This is a genomic window from Peptoniphilus rhinitidis 1-13 (genome assembly GCF_000246925.1).
In the GTDB taxonomy this organism is placed as follows: domain Bacteria; phylum Bacillota; class Clostridia; order Tissierellales; family Peptoniphilaceae; genus Peptoniphilus_A; species Peptoniphilus_A lacydonensis.
In genome coordinates this window covers 61,511-81,740 of record NZ_BAEW01000005.1, presented here as the reverse complement: position 1 = coordinate 81,740, position 20,230 = coordinate 61,511, and the positions used below count along the sequence as shown (strand labels likewise).

General features: G+C 30.1%; 15 protein-coding genes. 7 read left to right on the top strand and 8 right to left on the bottom strand.

Going from position 1 to position 20,230, the window contains the following annotated elements; all coding sequences use genetic code 11:
- The first annotated feature begins 15 nt into the window (after nt 1-15).
- The 4 genes from RH95_RS04855 (at nt 16) to ftsH (ending at nt 7,471) form a co-directional block, all read left to right on the top strand.
- Complete coding sequence (locus RH95_RS04855; RefSeq protein WP_010245277.1) at nt 16-1,749, top strand: copper amine oxidase N-terminal domain-containing protein; 1,734 nt, start codon at nt 16-18, stop codon at nt 1,747-1,749.
- A gap of 205 nt (nt 1,750-1,954) precedes the next feature.
- On the top strand, nt 1,955-4,483 hold the full coding sequence (locus tag RH95_RS04850) for a ribonucleoside-diphosphate reductase subunit alpha (RefSeq protein WP_010245274.1): 2,529 nt from the start codon (nt 1,955-1,957) through the stop codon (nt 4,481-4,483).
- Nucleotides 4,484-4,497: 14 nt separating this feature from the next.
- Nucleotides 4,498-5,538, top strand: coding sequence for a ribonucleotide-diphosphate reductase subunit beta (locus tag RH95_RS04845; protein ID WP_010245271.1), 1,041 nt, complete (start codon nt 4,498-4,500; stop codon nt 5,536-5,538).
- Nucleotides 5,539-5,629: 91 nt separating this feature from the next.
- Nucleotides 5,630-7,471 (top strand): ATP-dependent zinc metalloprotease FtsH, encoded by a 1,842-nt coding sequence (gene ftsH / locus RH95_RS04840; RefSeq protein ID WP_010245269.1) that lies wholly within the window; start codon nt 5,630-5,632, stop codon nt 7,469-7,471.
- 116 nt (nt 7,472-7,587) lie between these two features.
- On the opposite strand, the gene RH95_RS04835 is transcribed toward ftsH, so the two are convergent.
- From RH95_RS04835 to RH95_RS04815, 5 genes are all read right to left on the bottom strand, one after another.
- The gene (locus RH95_RS04835) at nt 7,588-9,591 is read right to left on the bottom strand and encodes a C69 family dipeptidase (protein WP_010245263.1); all 2,004 of its coding nucleotides are present in this window, start codon (nt 9,589-9,591) and stop codon (nt 7,588-7,590) included.
- Nucleotides 9,592-9,864: 273 nt separating this feature from the next.
- On the bottom strand, nt 9,865-10,674 hold the full coding sequence (locus RH95_RS04830; RefSeq protein WP_010245261.1) for a metal ABC transporter permease: 810 nt from the start codon (nt 10,672-10,674) through the stop codon (nt 9,865-9,867).
- Nucleotides 10,661-11,335, bottom strand: a complete 675-nt coding sequence (locus tag RH95_RS04825) for a metal ABC transporter ATP-binding protein (RefSeq protein WP_010245259.1) — start codon at nt 11,333-11,335, stop codon at nt 10,661-10,663. The genes RH95_RS04830 and RH95_RS04825 overlap by 14 nt, the downstream gene beginning before the upstream one ends.
- A 2-nt stretch (nt 11,336-11,337) precedes the next feature.
- Entirely contained in the window at nt 11,338-12,597 is a 1,260-nt protein-coding gene (locus RH95_RS04820) for a metal ABC transporter substrate-binding protein (protein WP_010245257.1), read from the bottom strand.
- A 108-nt stretch (nt 12,598-12,705) separates the two neighbouring features.
- On the bottom strand, nt 12,706-13,353 hold the full coding sequence (locus tag RH95_RS04815) for a ZinT/AdcA family metal-binding protein (protein ID WP_010245255.1): 648 nt from the start codon (nt 13,351-13,353) through the stop codon (nt 12,706-12,708).
- A gap of 307 nt (nt 13,354-13,660) precedes the next feature.
- Here RH95_RS04815 and msrB point away from each other — a divergent pair, with 307 nt between their 5' ends.
- Nucleotides 13,661-14,602 carry a peptide-methionine (R)-S-oxide reductase MsrB gene (gene msrB / locus RH95_RS04810; RefSeq protein WP_010245253.1) on the top strand — a complete coding sequence of 314 codons (942 nt, stop codon included), beginning with the start codon at nt 13,661-13,663 and terminating at the stop codon, nt 14,600-14,602.
- Between the two features lie 84 nt (nt 14,603-14,686).
- Here the strand turns inward: msrB and RH95_RS04805 are convergent, their stop codons facing one another.
- Together RH95_RS04805 and RH95_RS04800 are read right to left on the bottom strand one after the other, a co-directional pair.
- Entirely contained in the window at nt 14,687-15,358 is a 672-nt protein-coding gene (locus RH95_RS04805) for a flavin reductase family protein (protein WP_010245251.1), read from the bottom strand.
- Nucleotides 15,359-15,385: 27 nt separating this feature from the next.
- The gene (locus RH95_RS04800; RefSeq protein WP_010245249.1) at nt 15,386-16,717 is read right to left on the bottom strand and encodes a YjiH family protein; all 1,332 of its coding nucleotides are present in this window, start codon (nt 16,715-16,717) and stop codon (nt 15,386-15,388) included.
- Between the two features lie 142 nt (nt 16,718-16,859).
- Between RH95_RS04800 and RH95_RS04795 the strand changes: the two genes are divergently transcribed.
- Nucleotides 16,860-18,062, top strand: a complete 1,203-nt coding sequence (locus RH95_RS04795) for a helix-turn-helix domain-containing protein (RefSeq protein ID WP_010245246.1) — start codon at nt 16,860-16,862, stop codon at nt 18,060-18,062.
- A 225-nt stretch (nt 18,063-18,287) separates the two neighbouring features.
- The gene (gene mgtE, locus RH95_RS04790; RefSeq protein ID WP_010245243.1) at nt 18,288-19,616 is read left to right on the top strand and encodes a magnesium transporter; all 1,329 of its coding nucleotides are present in this window, start codon (nt 18,288-18,290) and stop codon (nt 19,614-19,616) included.
- Nucleotides 19,617-19,687: 71 nt separating this feature from the next.
- Here mgtE and RH95_RS04785 read toward each other — a convergent pair whose 3' ends face one another.
- Nucleotides 19,688-20,128: a DUF4825 domain-containing protein gene (locus tag RH95_RS04785; RefSeq protein WP_010245241.1), complete on the bottom strand. Its 441-nt coding sequence runs from the start codon at nt 20,126-20,128 to the stop codon at nt 19,688-19,690.
- Nucleotides 20,129-20,230: the final 102 nt, after the last annotated feature.

Genomic DNA, 20,230 nt, shown 5'->3' with positions numbered 1-20,230 from the left:
TATGAGGAGGTTTTTATGAAAAAGAAAATTTTAGTTATTTTATTAGCACTAATGGCTGCAATAACTTTTGGAGCTTGTAGTGCAAATACCGTGTCATATTTAGATGCCGCAGGAAAAGTTTCCAATTGGGAGGGTTCAAAAGTTTCAGGAAAACTTGATTACGATTTTGAAATTAAAGATCCTAAATCAAATGAAATGGTAAATGTAAAGTTACCTATAAAACTCACAGGAGAACAATTGGGACAAGACAGGGCTCATGTAATTATGGACATGAATCTTCAAGATGTAAAAAAAGTTTTTGAAAAAGATTTAAAGAATACAGAAGATAAAAAAGAGATTGAAGATATCCCAAACAATATGAAAATTGATGTGTTTGTAAAAGACAATGAAATTATTATGTCCAAAAATATTTTTGCTGTCAATAAAGAAGCCGTAAAAGATATTAAAGAAGATTATATTTCAATATCTAGTGAAGGTAATGGTCTTTCACCTAAATCAGCTAAATATTTTAGTTCTGAAGAATTTAAATCCGATTTATTAAAATTAATGGATGTAGCATTAGGAGATGCTAAACAAGGTATCGACTATGAAGTAAATGGAAATACTTATACATTAAATGCTACAAGTGATCAAATAATTGACGAATTTATTAAAGCATCTGATAATGTTATGAAAAATTGGGACACTGTTTCTAAAGATGTGCTAGCAATTGTAGATAAAGCTGGGCTCCCAATTAATGATGAAGAAAAGAAAGATTTTAAGGAGCTTAATAAAGAATACAAAAAAGAAGATTTAGTAAATTCTGCTTCTGAAATAAAAGAAATGCTAAAAGGTTCAAATATTTCAGAAAAGACAACTTTTGAAGAAAATAAATATATACAAGAAATTGGAATGAAAGTTAGCGTTTCAAATTTTGTAAAAGTTTCTGTTAAAGGAAATACTGTGACAACAAAAGATGAGAATGTTAAAATCAATTTCCCTACATCAGTTAAAAAATTAACTATGGACGAATATATGAAACTAATAATGCCAGGAATGAATTCAAGTCTTGTTACAGTGAGAGTAAATGGAGAAGATATAACTTTTGAAGATCCAGAAGCACTTCCAAAAATTATAAATGACAGAACTATGCTTTCAGCTCGTGCCTTTTATGAAAAAATCGGTGCAAAAGTAGAATGGAATGGGAAAGATAGGACAGTTATTGTAACAAAGGACAATGACAAGATTGTACTAGCTATTGGATCTAATAAAGCAAAAGTTAATGGCAAAGAAGTTGTACTTGATTCACCAGCAACAATTATAGGTGAAAAGACTTATATACCAGTAAGATTTGTATCAGAAGCTTTTGGTTATAAGGTTAAATACGATGCAAACGAAGGAATGCCAATAGTTGATATCTTTAATATTACTGAAAAAGAATTAGAAACAAAACTTCAAGAATTAGAAAAAGAAGAAAATTATAAAATGATAGCTTCTATGAAATCATCTGGTCAAAAAGATGAAGAAATAGAAGAAACTTTAAAAGATCTTTATGAAGGTGAAGAATTAGATAAAATTCTTGCAGCTAAGGCTGATCTTGACAAAGATCCAGAACTTTTAAAAAAATATCAAGATGAAGTTAAAAAGGAAATGGAAGGAGCTTTAGGAGAAGATTCTGAAGAAAAGGAAACTAAAGACGAAAAAATTGTAGAAAAAACAGAAAAGTCTGCAGAGAAAGTAGCAAAAATTTTATTTTCAGTAGTAAAATAAAATTATATAAAGTCACAAAACCTCAAAATTATTGATTTTGGGGTTTTTATTATTTGATAATTTTAATGTCAGTTTTTTCTTATACAGTTTAGGCCGATGTTTTTTTATTTTTAATCTATTTATAAGTTTATAAGTTATTTCTGTTGTGATACTATATAGTAGTATTTGAAATAAAATTAATAAGAATATACTATATGGAGGATTCATGAAGATATTAAAGAGAGATAAGAGGGAGGACACTTTCGATCATTTAAAGATAAAAAATGCAATTGAAAAAGCTTACGATTCGGTTGATAGGGCTTATGATGATTCTGTAATAAATAATTATGCTCTTGATATAAAAGAGGAGTTATTGAAAAATTATGATCCAAAAAACCCACCAACTGTTGAAGAGATTCAAGATTTAGTTGAGTTAAAGTTAATTGATGAAAAGCAAATTGATGTTGTAAAGGCATATATTTTTTATAGAAATAGACATTCTGAAGAAAGACAAATTTTAGACAAGTTTGCAAATTATATTAAAGATGAAAATGTGCTAAAAATTTTAAAATATGTGAGAAAAAATTACGATCCTAAAAAATATGAGCTTGAAAATTTATACAATAAGTTTGAATCTTTTGTCAAAAAAGATCAATCTGAGGATGCTTATCTCTCTGAAATTATAAAAGCGGCAAGTGAATTAACTGACAAGGATTCCCCTAAATGGGAATTTATTGCTGCGTTATTTTTAAATTATGATTTGGAAAAGAAAATTGCAAAAAATTTGGAAAAGTTCGAAATTAATAATTTCTATGAAAAAATAAAATTTTTAACTGAAAGAAATCTTTACGGAAAATATATTTTAGAAAATTATTCTAGAGAAGAAATTTTAGAACTTGAAGAATATATTGATAATTCTAGGAATAGACTTTTAAATTACTCTGGCCTTGATCTTTTAATAAAAAGATATGTTATAAGAAGTCATGATGGTAGATTTGTTGAAAGCATTCAAGAGATGTTTATGGGTATTGCAATGCACCTTGCCATTCCAGAGAAAAATAAAATTTATTGGGCAAAAAAATTTTACGACATCTATTCAACGCTAAAAGTAACTGTTGCAACACCTACTATGTCAAATGCGAGAAAGCCCTACAACCAACTTTCATCTTGTTTTATTGACACAGTGCCAGATACCTTAAAGGGAATTTATCGTTCAATTGATAATTTTGCACAAGTTTCTAAGCATGGTGGAGGAATGGGACTTTATTTTGGAAAAGTTCGTGCAACAGGTTCTGATATAAGAGGGTTTAAGGGTGTTGCTGGTGGCGTAATCAGATGGATTAAACTTGCCAATGACACTGCTGTTGCTGTGGACCAACTTGGTGTTAGACAAGGCTCAGTTGCTTGTTATCTCGACGTGTGGCACAAGGATATTCCAGAATTTTTGCAACTTAGGACAAATAATGGAGATGACAGAATGAAGGCTCATGATATTTTCCCTGCAATTTGTTATCCAAATTTGTTTTTTGAACTGGCTGAAAAAGATATAAATGCTACTTGGTATATGTTTGATCCTCACGAAGTTTTGGAAAAAAAGGGTTATGCTCTTGAAGATTTTTATGGAAAAGAATGGGAAGAAAAATATAGAGAATGTATTGAAGATAAAAATATTTCAAGACGTGAAATGAGCGTAAAGGATTTAGTAAGGCTTATAATTAAATCACTTACAGAAACGGGAACGCCTTTTGCTTTTTATAGGGATAATGTAAATGAAATGAATCCAAATAAGCACAAGGGAATTATTTATTCTTCAAATTTATGCACAGAAATTATGCAAAATATGTCTGCAATTGAAACTTTAGATACTAAAATAGAAACTGTGGATGGCGATGAAGTAATAGTTAATAGAATTAAATCTGGAGATTTTGTTGTATGTAATCTTGCTTCACTTGTCCTCGGAAATATTGATTTAGAAGACGATAAAGAGTTAAGGGATATTGTTTCTACAACTGTAAGGGCTCTTGACAATGTAATTGATTTAAATTACTATCCAGTTCCCTATGCCAAAGTGACAAATAGAAAATATAGGTCAATTGGACTTGGAACAAGTGGTTATCATCATGCACTTGTGAGATCAGGTATCGCTTTTTCAGATATAGAAGAACATTTAAAGTGGGCTGATGATGTTTATGAAAGAATAAATTACCATGCAATTAGTGCTTCAATGGAAATTGCAAAGGAAAAAGGATCTTATAATTTCTTTGAAGGCTCTGATTGGCAAAGTGGAGATTATTTTGATTTAAGAGATTACAATGATGAAAAATGGCAAAAGTTAAGAGAAGATGTAAAAAATAATGGACTTAGAAATGGTTATATAATGGCTGTTGCGCCAACTGGTTCTACTTCTATTATTTCTGCTACAACAGCTGGTGTTGATCCTGTTATGAGTAGGTATTTCTTGGAAGAGAAAAAAGGGTCAATCCTTCCTAGAGTTGCTCCAGATTTAACTCCACAGACTTTTTGGTTATATGAAAATGCTCATGAATTAGACCAAAATTTTTTAATAGAGGCTGCTGCAATTAGGCAAAGGCATATTGACCAATCTCAGTCAATTAATTTTTATATAACTACGGATTTTACAATGAGAAAAATTTTAAATCTTTATATAAAAGCGGCAAAGGAAAAAATAAAATCAGTTTACTATGTCAGAAGTAAGTCATTAGAAGTTGAAGAATGCGATTATTGTGCATCATAATTTAAGGAGGAGTTATGAAACTTTCGAAGAGAGGTCTTTTTAATGAAAATGGAGATATTGAAACCTCAAAAAGAAGAGTAATTAATGGAAATACTACAAATTTAAATGATTTTAACAATTTAAAGTACAGCTGGACTAGCGATTGGTATCGACAAGCTATGAATAATTTTTGGATACCAGAAGAAATTAATTTAAATCAAGATATAAAAGATTATAGAAATTTAGATAAGTATGAAAAAACTGCATATGATAAAATTTTATCCTTTTTAATCTATCTTGATTCTCTTCAAACTGCACAAATACCTAAGTTACAGTCTTATATAACTGCAAATGAAATAAATCTTTGTCTTTCAATTCAAGGCTATCAAGAGTCAATTCACTCTCAATCCTATTCCTATATTTTGGATACAATTTGTTCACCAGAAGAGAGAGAAGATATTTTGTATCAATATAAAGATGATGAATTTCTTTTAAAGAGAAATAAATTTATTGGAGATCAGTACCAAGATTTTTATGAAGATGAAAGTTTGGATAATTTCATGAAAGCACTAATTGCAAATTATATTTTAGAGGGAATTTATTTTTATTCAGGTTTTTCTTTTTTCTATAATCTTGGTAGAATGGGTAAAATGCCTGGCACAGTTTCTGAGATAAGATATATAAATAGAGATGAAAACACACATCTTTGGTTATTTAGAAGCATTATTTTAGAAATGAAAAAGGAAAATCCAGAAATTTTTACTGATGAAAACGTAAAAGAATATAAAGAAATGCTTAAAAAAGGTGTTGAGGAAGAAATTTCTTGGGGTAAATATGTCATAGGCGATGAAATTAGAGGTCTAAATGAGAAAATGATCGAGGATTATATAATGTATCTTGGCAACTTGCGTTCAAGAAATTTGGGTTTTGGAAATTTGTTTTCAAAAAACACAGAAGAGCCTGAATCTATGAAGTGGGTTAGTGAATATTCTGATCCAAATCAAATAAAGACAGACTTCTTCGAGGCAAAGCCATCTGCTTATTCTAAATCTTCTGTAATAGAAGATGACCTTTGATAATTTAATTTAGAGTTTAGCCGGATCTTGTATCCGGTTTTTATAATATAAGAAAGATTTAATTTTATCGTAATAAATTTAGGAGGTTAAAATGAAAGAAGATAAAAATAATAATGGTAAGAAGCCACATTACAATTTACTTAGATATTATTTAATTGCTATTTTAGCAGTTTTTGCACTTAACTGGCTTATTCTTCCAATACTTTCACAAAATCGCATAGAAAATGTATCTTATTCAGATTTCAGAAGAGATTTAAGTGAAAATAAAATTAAAGAAGTGAGTTTTAAGGAATCTGAAATACTTTATAAATTAAAAGATGACGAAAAAGTTTATAAAACTGGAAAAATGGAAGATCCAGACATAGTAAGAGATTTAGATAAAGAGAATGTTGATTATAGTGCAGAAATTACAGAAAAACCAAGTTTATTTATGTCATTTATAATGACATGGGGATTTCCAATTTTATTATTCTTTATGCTTCAAAGAACTTTTAGTAAGAGAATGGAAAACATTGGAGGAGCTGCTGGAGGAATTTTTGGTGGCAAAAAAATTGAAAAGTATGAACCAACTGGAGAAACTGTAAATTTTGATGATGTCGCAGGTCAAGAAGAGGCAGAAGAATCTCTTGTTGAAATTGTAGATTATTTAAAAAATCCTGAAAAATATACAAAAATTGGTGCAAAGTGTCCAAAGGGAGCATTGTTAGTAGGTCCTCCAGGAACTGGTAAGACACTTCTTGCAAGGGCAGTTGCTGGAGAAAGTCATGTGCCTTTCTTTTCAATAGCAGGTTCTGAATTTGTTGAGATGTTTGTTGGGCGAGGTGCTGCAAAGGTAAGAGAGTTATTTGATGAAGCGAAGAAAAATGCACCATGTATTATATTTATTGACGAAATTGACACAATTGGGAAGAAGAGAGACAGTGCAGGAATATCAGGAAATGACGAAAGAGAACAAACATTAAATCAGCTTTTATCGGAGATGGATGGTTTTGATGGAAATATTGGAATAGTAATGCTTGCAGCGACAAATAGACCTGAAATTTTAGATCCTGCACTTTTAAGACCAGGAAGATTTGATAGACAAATAAGAGTTGAACTTCCAACGCTAAAAGATAGAATTGAAATTTTAAAAGTTCATGCAAGAAAATATCAAATGGATGATGATATAGACTATTCACTTATTGCAAGATCAACAGCTGGAGCATCAGGTGCACAACTTGCAAATATTTTAAATGAAGCAGCTCTTCGTGCAGTTAGAATGGGTCATGACAAAGTTAGACAAGAAGACATTCAAGAATCCATAGAAGTTGTAATTGCAGGAGCACAAAGAAAGCAAGATATTTTATCTCCAGAAGAGAAGAAGAGAGTGGCTTATCACGAAATTGGTCACGCTCTTGTATCAGCACTACAAAGTCATTCAGAGCCAGTGGAAAAAATTACGATAATACCAAGAACATCTGGGGCACTTGGATACACAATGCAAGTTCCAAAGGATGAAAAAAATTTGTACACAAGAGATGACTTGTTAAATCACATAAGAACTCTATGTGGAGGTCGTGCAGCAGAAGAAGTTATATTTAACGAAGTATCAACAGGTGCAGCAAATGATATAGAAAAGGCGACAGACACTGCAAGATCTATGATAACGCGATATGGTATGGCTGATGAATTTGGAATGGTTAAATTTCAAGAAAATGAATCAAGATATATGGGTGATGAAGGAAATATAAATTGTTCTGAAGAAACGAGAAAAGAGATTGACGACTTGACAGTTAAAATAATAAAGTCTGCTCAAGAAGATGCAAGAAAGATGATTGCAAATAATAGAGATGCCATGAAAGAACTTTCAGAGTACTTGTTAGAAGAAGAAACAATTACAGGCAAGGAATTTATGGAAATTTTAGCAAAATATGTTGATTTAGATGAAGAATAATTTCGGTATTTTAATGTAAAATTAGGATATTAATTTTATAATCTATTATAAGAAATTAAACAAAAATAAAATCCTAGAGTTTTTAGGCTCTAGGATTTTGTTGCAAAAAGTTTAAATTATTTTGAAAGATTTGAAATTATTTGTGCAACTTCTGCTCTTGTTAGATTTTCCTTTGGTGAGAATTTGTTATTTGAAGTTCCACTTAGAATGCCTTTATTAACTAAGAATTCAATATCTGCAAAGGCCCAGTCAGAAATTTCTTTTTGGTCATCAAATACTACTGCTTTAAGTGTTGCAGTATCATCTCCTTTTAATTTTAGATAAGATGCCAAAGTATAAGCCATTTCTTCACGAGTTATATTTTCTGATGCAAGAGCTTTTGAAGTTTTTGGAAGTAATTTATTTTCTACTGCCCAGTTCATATATTCTGTGTAGAATTTTCCAGCTTCGATATTTTTATCTTTGATTTCAGAATATTTTGCTGTGTCAATTTTTTCAAGTCTTCCCAAGATAGTGATAAATTCACCACGAGTTATTTTTTCATTTGGAGAGAATTTTAAATCGCTTGTGCCGAGCATTAATTTTTTGCCCATTGCTTCAAGAATTGGTTTTCTTGCCCAGTGGTCGATTAAATCTGTTTTTGAAATTTCTGAAAGTTCATTTTGAAGTCCTTTTTCAAGTTCAAAAACTTCTTTTTCCCATTCCATTGTTTTCTTTGTAGAAAATTCTGCAGCCTTTTCTTTGTCCTTTGAATAAAGTTCTTTCCATTCTTTTTCAACTTCTGGAAGTTCTTTCATAACTTTTTCTTCGTATTCAGTTATTTTTTTGCGAGTAGAATCTCCAAGTTCTTCTCTATTTCCTGAAACTAAATCATTTACAGAAGATCCAACCCAGTAGTATGAATTTGCATCATATACTGGAGAGTTATTTTTGCAAGCGTCTGTTGAATCATTGATGTCAGGGAAAATTGGAATCCAAGGAATATTTAATGGGCTTCCAAGAGTCATCCACATAATTCCAGGAGCATCCTTTGGATAGTCTTCTTTTATTTGGAATATATGTGCTTGCATTGTGTTAATACTTCCAATTGGTCTTTTGTGAGTGTCAGGATGTGCTTTTCTTTCAGCTTTATTGTCGGATGGAATATAATCTGTTCCTTCAAATCTATTTCTAAATACATTTAGTGCGTGATTTATATCAATTTTTTCACTGCCATCAGATAAGTCGTTTAATAAATCAAATCTCTTTGCATCGTAAGGAACCCTTGAATTAGGGTCTAAATCGTGAATACCAGACCAAATTCTTGAACGACTTGTGTCTGAAATTTCTTTTGGACCGTAAGATGCAGCCATGTGCATTAGACCATCTTCAGTTTCAACATAAGTGTTTGCATCTTTGGCAACTTTTACAATATCTTTTGATGCGATTACATTTTCTTTGTCATTTAAATCAACTCCGCCAAGCCAAAAATCATTTGGGAAAATACTGAATTTGTCAGCAGGGTATTTTATTGCAACATATTGGTGGCCAGAATAAATTTCCATATACCAAACTTCATCTTGATCTCCAAAAGCAACAATGTCACCCATTGAAGCACCTTGTTTGTCAATTGTATCTGCCAAAAGTTCTATTGCACCCTTTGCAGATTTTGCATGTGCAAGTAAAAATGTAGTCATGCTTGCTTCATTTACACCAGTTTTTACAAAAGGATCAGCTTTTTCAATTTCTTCTGATGGATCTGCAGAAACTGTACAGAAAATCCCAACACCAGCTTCATTGTAGCCTGCCGCATCATAAACACCTTGTTCCATGTCCTTTGGTTTTGCACTTGAGTCAGGAGTTGAGAAGAACTTCATTGAGTCTTCTTTATGTATGTATTCAAATCCATTGTTTACATCAACTAATTTGTCTCCTTTTTTCATTTCTCCACGAGGGTGAGTTACAAGACGCATAGTTCTATTTCTTTGATAATCTTCAGTTCTTCCAAAGATAAAAGATCCATCATCTGTGAGATCCTTTCCTACAATAATGCCTGTGCAGGCGAAAGTACTTTGTGCCATTGATAAAACAAGAGCAGAAACAAGGCCTGCAACTAGAATTTTTTTCTTATTTTTTTTCATAATAACCTCCTAAAAAGTAATTAAATTTCTTTAAAATAAAATTGTTTTCCTAATCTAGAAATACAAATCTATAAAGAAATCTTATAAATATAAAGTACCACTAGTGTGTTTATGTGTCAATGTTTTAATTAAGTACTATAATTTTTATAGATAACAAGTGAAAAGGATTGCAAAAATAAGAATATCAGAGTTTAATTTTATGTTTTAATAAAGAAATACATCCATAGATTTTAAACTTTACAGATGTATTTCTAGTTTAAAATTTTATAAAAATTATTTTTTAGATGTGTTTTTGTATTTAATTTTTGAAATTAAAAGACATAAAAGCATTCCAATTGATGCAATAATTACAATTGCTCCTCCTGGTTTTACATCAAAATAATAAGAAACTGTCACGCCAGAAAGAGTGTAGATTATTCCCAATATAATTGTGTTCATAAAAGTTTTTTTGTAGCTTTTACTTATGAGAAGAGATGATGCCACAGGTAAAACTATAAGAGAAGTTACCATTAAAGCTCCAATTATTTTTGCAGAAAGTGCAATAGTTATTGAAGAAAGAAATGTGAAAATAGAATTAATTTTTTCTACATTTACCCCACTCATCTTTGCAAGTTGTTTATCAACTGCAATGCTTAGAAGTCCAAAGTAATAAATAAATGAAGTTAAGACTACGAGAATAAAAGTTACAAGGACTATTATTACATCTGATTTTGAAACTGAGGCAATACTTCCAAATAAATAGGCATCAAAACTGTTGCCTCCAGGAGAAAAATCAGAAAGAACTGCAGCAAGGCCTAGTCCTATTGATGTAATTATAGCAGTTGCCATATCGCCAAATTGTGGAAATCTTTTTCTAATTTTTTCTATTGAAAAAGCACCAATTATACAAGCTATTATAGCACCGATTAGAGGATTTATTGATAAAATAAGGCCTATTGCTACTCCTGCTAAAGATACATGGGAAAGAGCATCTCCCATCATGGAAGTCCCGCGATTAACAATTACTATTCCTATTAGAGGTATTATTATTGAAATCATAAGAGAAACGGCGAGAGTTCTAATCATAAAATTATATTGAAACATTTATAAGACCTCCTTTTTTAAGTTCATAAATGCAGTCCATTTTTAGATTATTTTTGACCCAATCTAATTCGTGAGTTATCAAAACTATGGAAACATTAAAATTTTTATTTAAGTTTTCAATAGTTTGTGCAAACTGTGTCTTTGAATTTTCATCGACACCTGATGTAGGTTCGTCAAAAATTAAAATATCAGGACTGTTCATAAGAGCTCTTGCTATAATTACTCTCTGCCTAAGTCCTCCGGATAATTCTCTTATGGGATAATTTTGATATTTTTCCAAATTCATTTTTTTTAATAAGCTTATTGTTTTATCATAGTGAGTTTTTCTTGGGATTTTAAATTTTCCGAAACTGTCGTAGAGTTGTAAAGTTACAAGTTCTTTTACGGTTATGGGAAAAGTATACAGATTTTCTTTTTGAGATTGTGGGACATAGCCAATTCTTTTTAGTGAATCTATATTTAGATCTTTATCAAAAATTTTGATATTTCCACTGTCGAGTTTTAGTTCGCCTACAATTATTTTAATTAGGGTTGTTTTTCCAACTCCATTTCCTCCAATTATAGTGATTTTTTCTTTATTATTAACAGTTAAGTTTAAGTCTTTTAGAATAGGATCACTATCGTAGGAAAAATTTGCATTTTGTATTTCTATTGCCTTCATAATCACCTCAATGAATCATATATAGTTTTTAAATTGTATTCCATCATATCTATAAAATCTTCTCCAATATCTCTTTCAATATCTTTATTAAGGTATTCCATGGAGATAAGTCCCTTTAAATCAGCATCAATTTCTTCAGCTATAATATCAGAACCGTTTTTTGGCATTCCATATTCATAAAAAATTGTGTTGATATTTTTGGACCTAGAATCGTCAATTACTTTTGTGAGTTTTTTAATACTTGGAGAATCCATGCTTGTAAGAGATTGCAGAGGGTATTGAATTAGGTCAAAATCCTTTGCCAAATATGCAAAGGCAAAGTGGCTTACTATAAATTCCTTTCTCTTTGTATTTTTAAATAAATCTCTGTACTTATAGTCTAATTCTGTTAGCTCTCTTAAAGTTTTGGAAGCATTTTTTCTGTATATTTTTGCATTTTCTGGATATAGCTTGCTCATTTTATATTCAATGTCATTTACATATCTCTTGGCATTTCTAATGCTCATCCACGAATGGGGATCATAAGTTATTTTGTCCTCATTAGTTGTGGAAGTATCTCTTAGTATTTCTAAATTAAGGTCTTCTCCATGCGAGTTAAGCATTTTATAAGATAATAAATCTGTAGAAACTCTGTCACTAAACATAATCCACTTTCCTTTTTTAGGAAGTTTATAATATATTTCTCCATGTTCGTGACCCATCTCTAATTTATAAACTTTTTTATCCTCTACATTAATTAAATTTTTTTGGGGAATATCTTCTCCAATATCTTCCATTAGTTTGCGACCTATTTTAACGAGTTCTTTTTCAGAATAATCTTTGTCACAATATAAGAAGGCAATTCGCATATTGTCCTCGTGAGTGTGTCCAAAATCAAAGGAATAAGTTTCTCTATCAAAGCTACCTTTTACCATATATTGAAAATCTCCCATAGCTGCAGCACCTTTATAAGATATTAAATTTACACCACTTGCCAGATTTAGAATATCCAAATTAGGTAGAGTTTTGGAAATATTCTCTGCCCAATTTTCCATGTTGGCACCATTTATTATCAAAAGATTAGCATTAGACAGTTCCTTGATTTTTTTGGGAGTAGGCTCCCACAAATGAGGGTCTTGATTTTTTGGCATAAACATTCTAAGATCCACAGTATCTCCAACTACACTTTTAGTTAGACTGTAAACAGGATAAAAAGAAGTGTAAACCACAGGTCTATCATCTATATTTTTTTCATTGTCACAAGCTACTAAAGAAGAGAACATTAAAATTATTAAAAAAATTTTTTTATTTTTGACATATTATCTCCTCTCAATTAAAAAAATTTATCCCCGATAAAAATCGAGGATAGAACAAATAGATATAAAAAAATATTATTCTGCAACTTCTTCGTAAACTTGATCGATAGTGACTGTTGGGCTTACGAAAGTTGGATACCAGTCGTCTTTTGCGAGCATTTCTTCAGCAGTGCCTCCAACTCTTAAATGAAAGTGTGGCATGTGATCTTCGCCATGGACAGGCATTAATAAAATTGTAGGATATTTTCCATCAGAAGAAAATTCATACCAATAAAAAGTTTTCCCACCATGTTCCATAGGGTGTTTGGTCACATATTTGAAATTGGCTTTTTCAATTTCTGCTCCATTAGGTTCAGATAAAAAAGTTATGCTTTCATCGTCAATTTTTACTGCTCCAAAGTCGACAGCCACGTGATTTGCAAAATTAGATTTGGCTTCCTCTTCTGTTATATGATCTCTTTCAGCGACTTCTTCATATGCACCTTTTAAACCTTCATCGTCTTTGTAGTTTGCAATGCTATTCCATTCGCCTTCCCAATCAGAAAGAGAAACTTCTTCTGTTTTTTCTTCACTAGCTTTTGTATTTACATTTTGCTCGACTTTAGTATTACTTTCTTTTGCGTTCGCATTATCTTCTACATTTCCATTATTTTTGTTGCAACCAATGAGTAAAGCAGAAGTCATAGCAAAAATAGCTAATGATGTTTTAAATTTTTTGTTCATAAATCCTCCTTTTTTTTAAGTATTGATATTTTGTCAAAAAAGAAAATTAAAGTAATTTAAAGAAAAATAATTATTTGTCCTAGACAAATTAGGAGTGACAAAATAATCGCAACTTTCTTAAATGATATTTTTTATCATTTTATAAATATAGTGTAACAATTTTAGAAAGTTTTTTTTAAGACCTTTACTAAATTATTTTTAATAGTTAAAAAGGATTTTACGAAAACTTTGTTAAGAGGAAAAAAGATTGAAATCATAAAATAGTTTTTGTATAAATCTTTGGGGTATAGTTTTATAAGGTGATTAAATGAATAATATTAAAATCATATATTTAGCTGGTGGATGTTTTTGGGGAACAGAAGCTTATTTTAAAAAATTAAAGGGAATTTTAAAGACAAATGTTGGTTATGCCAATGGAGATGGTGACAAGACAAATTATGAAATAGTTTCAAGGACTGATCACGCAGAAACTGTAAAGATTTATTATGATTTTTCTAGAATTTCTCTAACAGAAATACTTCTTCATTATTTTAGGATAATAGATCCAAAATCAATTAATAGACAGGGAAATGATTTTGGCAGACAATATCGCACAGGAATTTACTGGGAAGATGGCGATGAAGAATCTGAAAGAATAGTAAAAGAATTTATAAAATATGAAGAAGATAAAATTGGAAAAGTTGCAGTAGAAATTTCTTCAATTAAAAATTTTGTAAAGGCAGAGGATTATCATCAAGATTATTTAGACAAAAATCCTATGGGATATTGTCATGTTAATTTAAATTGGGCAGATGAACCTATAATTGATGACGACAGAAAATTTGCAGAAAAAAATAAAAGAGAATTTTTAGATGACTTAAGTTATGATGTAATGGAAAATGCTGATACTGAAAGACCTTTTACAAGTAATTTAAACGATGAATATAGAAAAGGTATTTATGTAGATAAACTTTCAAAGAAACCTCTTTTTGCATCAAGTGACAAATTTGATTCAGGTTGTGGATGGCCTTCTTTCTCAAGACCAATTATTTCAAATTATTTGGAAGAAGAGAAGGATAATTCTTTTGGAATGATAAGAACAGAGGTAAAATCAAAATCATCGGATTCACATTTAGGCCATGTTTTTAATGATGGGCCAAGAGAAACGGGGGGACTTAGATATTGCATAAATGGCGCAGCACTTGAGTTTATTCCTTATGAAGATATGGACGATGAGGGATATTCTGATTACAAAATTTTTGTAAAATAAAAGTTTTAAAAATCAAAGGGAAAAGGCTCACTACCAAAAGTAATGAGCCTTTTTAGGGTAAATATTTATTAAAATTTAAAAATTTTAAGCTTTTCCTTCAAGACCCTTGTCTACTAAAGCTTGCTTAGCTGGGTCGATTTTTGGAGTATCCATTGTAAATGAATTGTTTACTACTGTAAAGTCAAAGTATCCAAGTCTTGCAACTGGTCTTATTTTACATACGTCTACTTTATCTTCATCTGTTATAAATTCATCTTTAACATGAATTCCAACAACTTCTCCTATAATTATGTCAATTGTATTTAGTTTATCTACACCAGGAAGTCTAAGAGTTTGTACATATTTTATTTCATATTGTACTGGTGATGCCTTTACTCTTGCAACATCTACTATTTTTGATTCTGCTTTTTCAAGACCGCAGTAATCAAATTTGTCTTTAAATCCTTCAGGAAGTTCTGCAATTGAAGATTTATTCATTGCTTCTGCAAGATCTTCTGATACCATGTTGTAAACAAATTCACCAGTTCTTTCAATATTTTTTACAGTATTTTTTCTATCGTCAAATACATTTTGATTTGCAGAAAATAAAACTAGTGGTGGGTCAAAAGTTAAATTTGTAAATTGTGAATATGGAGCAATATTATCTGTTCCATCTTCATTTTTAGTTGATATCCAACCGATTACTCTTGGTACTGTACATGATTTAAATGGATTTTTCTTTAGTCCATGATTATTTTTCTTAGGTTCGTAAAACATAAAATCTCTCCTTTTGTTAAGTAATTATTATTTAATTATTAAAAATGCTATTGGTGTGGTGATTAAGAAACACAATATAGTTCTTTCAAACCATATAAGTACTAAGTCCTTAATTGATACATCTATTTCAGAAGCTACAATTGTAGGAATTGTAGTTGAAAACATTATTACTTGTGCAACGCTCATTACAGAGATTATAAATCTTGTAACAAGAGGTGCCTTAGTTATTACCATGACTGGCAAAAACATTTCTGCTAAGCCAAGCATTGCTGCTTTAGCTGCAAGCAATGGTTCAGGTACTCTAAGTAAAAGTGTAAGAGGATATAATATATATCCAAAGTAATCGAAAACCTTAGTGTAGTTTGCAATTATAAGAGCAATTAAACCAATTGACATAAAATTTGGAAGAACTTCAAATGCCAAATTAAAGGAATCTAATACATTTTTTGCAGTTCTAGGTAAAACAGGACCAGAATTTTTGCAAAGAGTTAGAGCTTCATTTAAAGAAGATTTAAATAAATTTCCTTCAAGTTTTTCTTCAGGATAGCCTTCCTTATTCTCGTAATAAACATTAGGTGCTGTTGATATAGGAGGTATTCTAACTGTAATAGCACTAAGAAAAAAAGTTACAAATAGAGATACAAAAACATATTCTCCCCAATATGCCATTAGATCAGTTGTGTTTGCAATAACAATTAAAAATGAAATTGCTACTGTGGTAAAACCAGTGACAACTGCTATTGCCTCCCTTAGGGTATATTTTCTTTCTTTATATAAATCATCAGTCATCATAACTCCAACAGCAGTTGATCCCATAAAAGCAGCCACTGCAATTACAGCAGTTCTTCCTGGAGTTTTCCAAATTTTTCTCATTACAGGTCTTAAAAAATTTCCAATAAAATCAATAAAACCATAATCCATTAGAAATGTAATAAATATGGCAGATACAGGTATGAGAATTCCAACTTGTATTGCGAGTGAATTAAACAAAAAAGGACCATGATCGGATCTTGATACAGCTTCTGGTGCAAAACCTGAAAACAAATAAATTGTAAAAAATGCACCAATTAATTTAGTAATAGAAAATATAGTTGAAACCTTATCTTCATTCCAATTTTTCTTTACAAAAGGTCTAATTGCTCCAATCATTATTATTATAAAAGCATAAGTTGTGGCAACTTTTGGAAAATTATTTATAAATAATGAAATTACATATTCAAGTGGAATTGTTGAAGACCCATTTACCTTTATAGGTATGAAAAATACAAAAATACCAATTGCACTTAGAATAATAAATTTAAATAGCAGCTTTGGATCTTTATAAAGTTTCTCATCAGTATGTAAAGTTTTCTCATTCACATAAATCCCTCCTTCTTGATTAAATAATAAACTTTTTAAGATAGGTTTCACATGGAATATATTGCTTTATATTTTGAAGTTTTTGCTTTATAATTTAATTACAATAAAGTGATAAGATTTTATAGATAAGAAGAGGATAAACATGGAAGAAAAAGTACTTTTATACGACATGATAACTAAAGAATATATTTACAACTTAATTTATGGTGACCTTGCTCGTGCAAAATTATTTAAAGACACTTTTGAAAGCTATAAATTAAATTTAAAGACAAATTATATTTTAATTGTGATGTACGATGATTTTTGGAAAATTTGCAGAAATAAGGACAATCAATACAGATACTACATTAAGAAAAAACTTTTGTCTTACACTAGAGTGATTTTAAAAAATTATAAAACTATCTCCACCACACTAACTGGAACGGATAAAATAATAATTTTTTTAGATTGTGAAGGAAAAGATGAAAAAGATGCATATAAATTGAGTATGGAAGTTGCAAAAAAGATAATTGATGAACTAAAAAATAATATAATAAATTCTGTAAGTATTGGCATAAGTTCTTATTGTGAAAGCGACAGAGAAATAGCAAAGTGTTACGAAGAAGCTTTTAGCGTTTTGGAAAATATTTTTAACAAGGGCAGAGGGAAAATATTAAGGCCCACAAAAGTTAATTTAAATGTAGAGGGAAATTATAAATCTCAAATTGACAAAAATATTTATGAGTTATTGATAAGAATTGGATTTCAAGATAGAGAGGCTTCTTATGAAATTATAGACGAAATAATAGAAGAAATGATAGGTAGAAATATGACAGAGGAGTATGTAAAGTCAAATGCAATAAGAATTTTAGTTGAAATTACAAATTACTTTAAAAGGGAAAATTCCAAGTCAGATCTTTCTATTTTAATTGTTAAAATCATAGAAAAAATTGTAGATGCAAATAATATTGAAGACATAAATAATTATCTAAAAAAGACAATTGATCTTATAGATAGAGAATTGGATAGAGAAGATAGTAAAGAACTTGCTATGAATAATGCAAAAGCTTATATAGAAAAATATTATATGAATGATATAAGTTTAGATAAAATTTCTTTAGTTGCTGGATATAGCAAGAGCCATTTCTCAAGGACTTTTAAGGAATATGTTGGCAAAAATTTTTCAAAATATTTAATAGAAGTTAGAGTTGCAAATGCAGAAAAACTTTTGAGAAGTTCGGACAAAACAATTTACGATATTTCACTTGATGTTGGTTTTAATGACTACTCTTATTTTTCTAAAGCTTTCAAGGAGATTTATGAACTTAGTCCAAAGGATTATAGAGATAGAAAAATTAAATCATAAGGTTTTTTGTTAAAAAGCTTTAATTGTTCTGCAAAAAATTTTATGTTAGAATTAAAAATATGGAGGTGTTTACATGGATACCAGTCGACCCTGGAAAATTATTTGTGTAAGAAGTCTAAGTGATAAGGAATTATTTTTAGAAGATTTATTTATAAGATAAGTCTATTTAATTATGCCTCTTTACCGCTTAGATAAGCGGTTTTTGTGCCAATTAGGAGGTATGATGTGAAAAAATATGATGTAGAAAAATTAAAAGAGCTTCAAAATGAAATTAATAGAATGGATCCTGTTGATATTGCAGAAAATCTTGAAGAGCTTCCAAAAGAAGAAGTTGCCATTTGGATAAAACTTTTGAACAAGGATCTTTTGGCAGATGCTTTTTCACTTTTGCCAAGAGATAAAAAAATTGAGATAATGGGTTCTCTTTCAGAAGAAAGGATTATGACTCTTATGAAAGACTTGGAAGAAGATGAACTTGTAGATACACTTCAAGAACTTCCGGCCAATATGGTAAGAAAATTAATGGATCATTTTATTGAAGCTGAAAGAAGACCTATAATAAATGAACTATTAGGCTATCCAAAGGAATCTGTTGGTTCTATTATGTCAGTTGGATTTATTTTTGTGAAGAGCAGTGCAAGTCCAGTGGAAGCACTAGAAAAGATAATTCACTCAGATTTAGACGCAGATAGACTTGAACAAGTTTGGGTTACAAATAGTTCACTTGTTTTGATAGGTTATGTAAACTTAGCAGACCTCATTCGTAATAAAAATAAAAGTGACAAAGTAGAAGACTTTATGAATTCAGTGAATTTTAGTGTCTATGCAACAGATGACCAAGAAGTAGTTGCAAAACTTGCGCACAGATATGATTTGTCAGAAATTCCCGTAACAGATTCAGAGGGAAGACTTGTGGGAATTGTTCCAGTTGAGTGGGCAATCGATGTAATGCATGATGAATATGACGAAGACCTTGGAAATATTCATGGTATTAGCGATTCTTCTTCAGAACACTATTGGGATAAGTCAGTTTTTGAACTAGCAAAGAATAGGACTATGTGGCTTATAATTTGTCTTGTCACAGCAACTTTTACGAGTTTTATTATAAAGAGATATGAATCACTTTTAGCGACAAGTGTTGCCCTTGCAGCATACATTCCAATGCTAATGGATTCAGGTGGAAACGCAGGGACACAATCATCAACAACAATTATAAGAGGACTTTATACAGGAGAAATAGAATTCAAAGAATTTTTGAGCGTAATGTTTAAAGAATTTAGAATAGGAATACTTGTTGGACTTGCTCTTGTAATAGTAAATATAGTTAGAATGTCTATACTTGATGATGTAAGTATTGGAGTTACCATGACAGTTTCTTTGACACTTTTAACGACGATAATACTTTCTAAAATGATTGGAGGAATACTACCTTTAATTGCAGAAAAATTAAAAGTAGATCCAACAATTATGGCAGGGCCACTTATCACGACAATAGTAGACACATTGGTGTTATTTGTATATTTTGAAATAGCAACAGTTCTAATTGGAGTTTAAAATTTAATAAATTAAAGGCATTGGAAAGATAATTTATAAAAAAGGGGAAGACTGAATTTTAGTTCTTCCCTTTAATTATTTATAAAATTTCTTAAGCTTTCTTCGTTTTCTGATATTTTGTCAAGACTCATATTTTCTTTTTGGAGTTTTTCTTCTACTTCAAATCGAGTAAATGTAAAAATTTCTTTTTCCTCTTCATCTACATAGTATAAGTTGGCTAAGTTTTTTATTAAGGAAAGTGTTGTGGCTGCATTTTTAAAAAGTTCTTCTTTTTTTATGTCATTATAATTTTTGCAGAAGACTTTTAACCCATAAGGCTCTTTTTCCGATAGTATTTTAATTTCTCCCGGTTCAAAATTTTTGGGATATTTTTGTTTATAAACTATTTGAGATACTTTTGAGTTGTCACCTACATAATCCGTCTTGAAATCGTAAAGTACTTCTTCTTTTTTGCTACATCCAGAAAATATAACAATAGATATCAAAATAAAAGAAATTAATAGTTTCTTCAAAGTTATATTACCTCCTTAGTTTATTTTAACAAAAAATAAAAAGTCAAAAGGACTTTTTAAATTCATTTATTTTACATAAAAGTTTTGAGAAAAGTCTAAAAG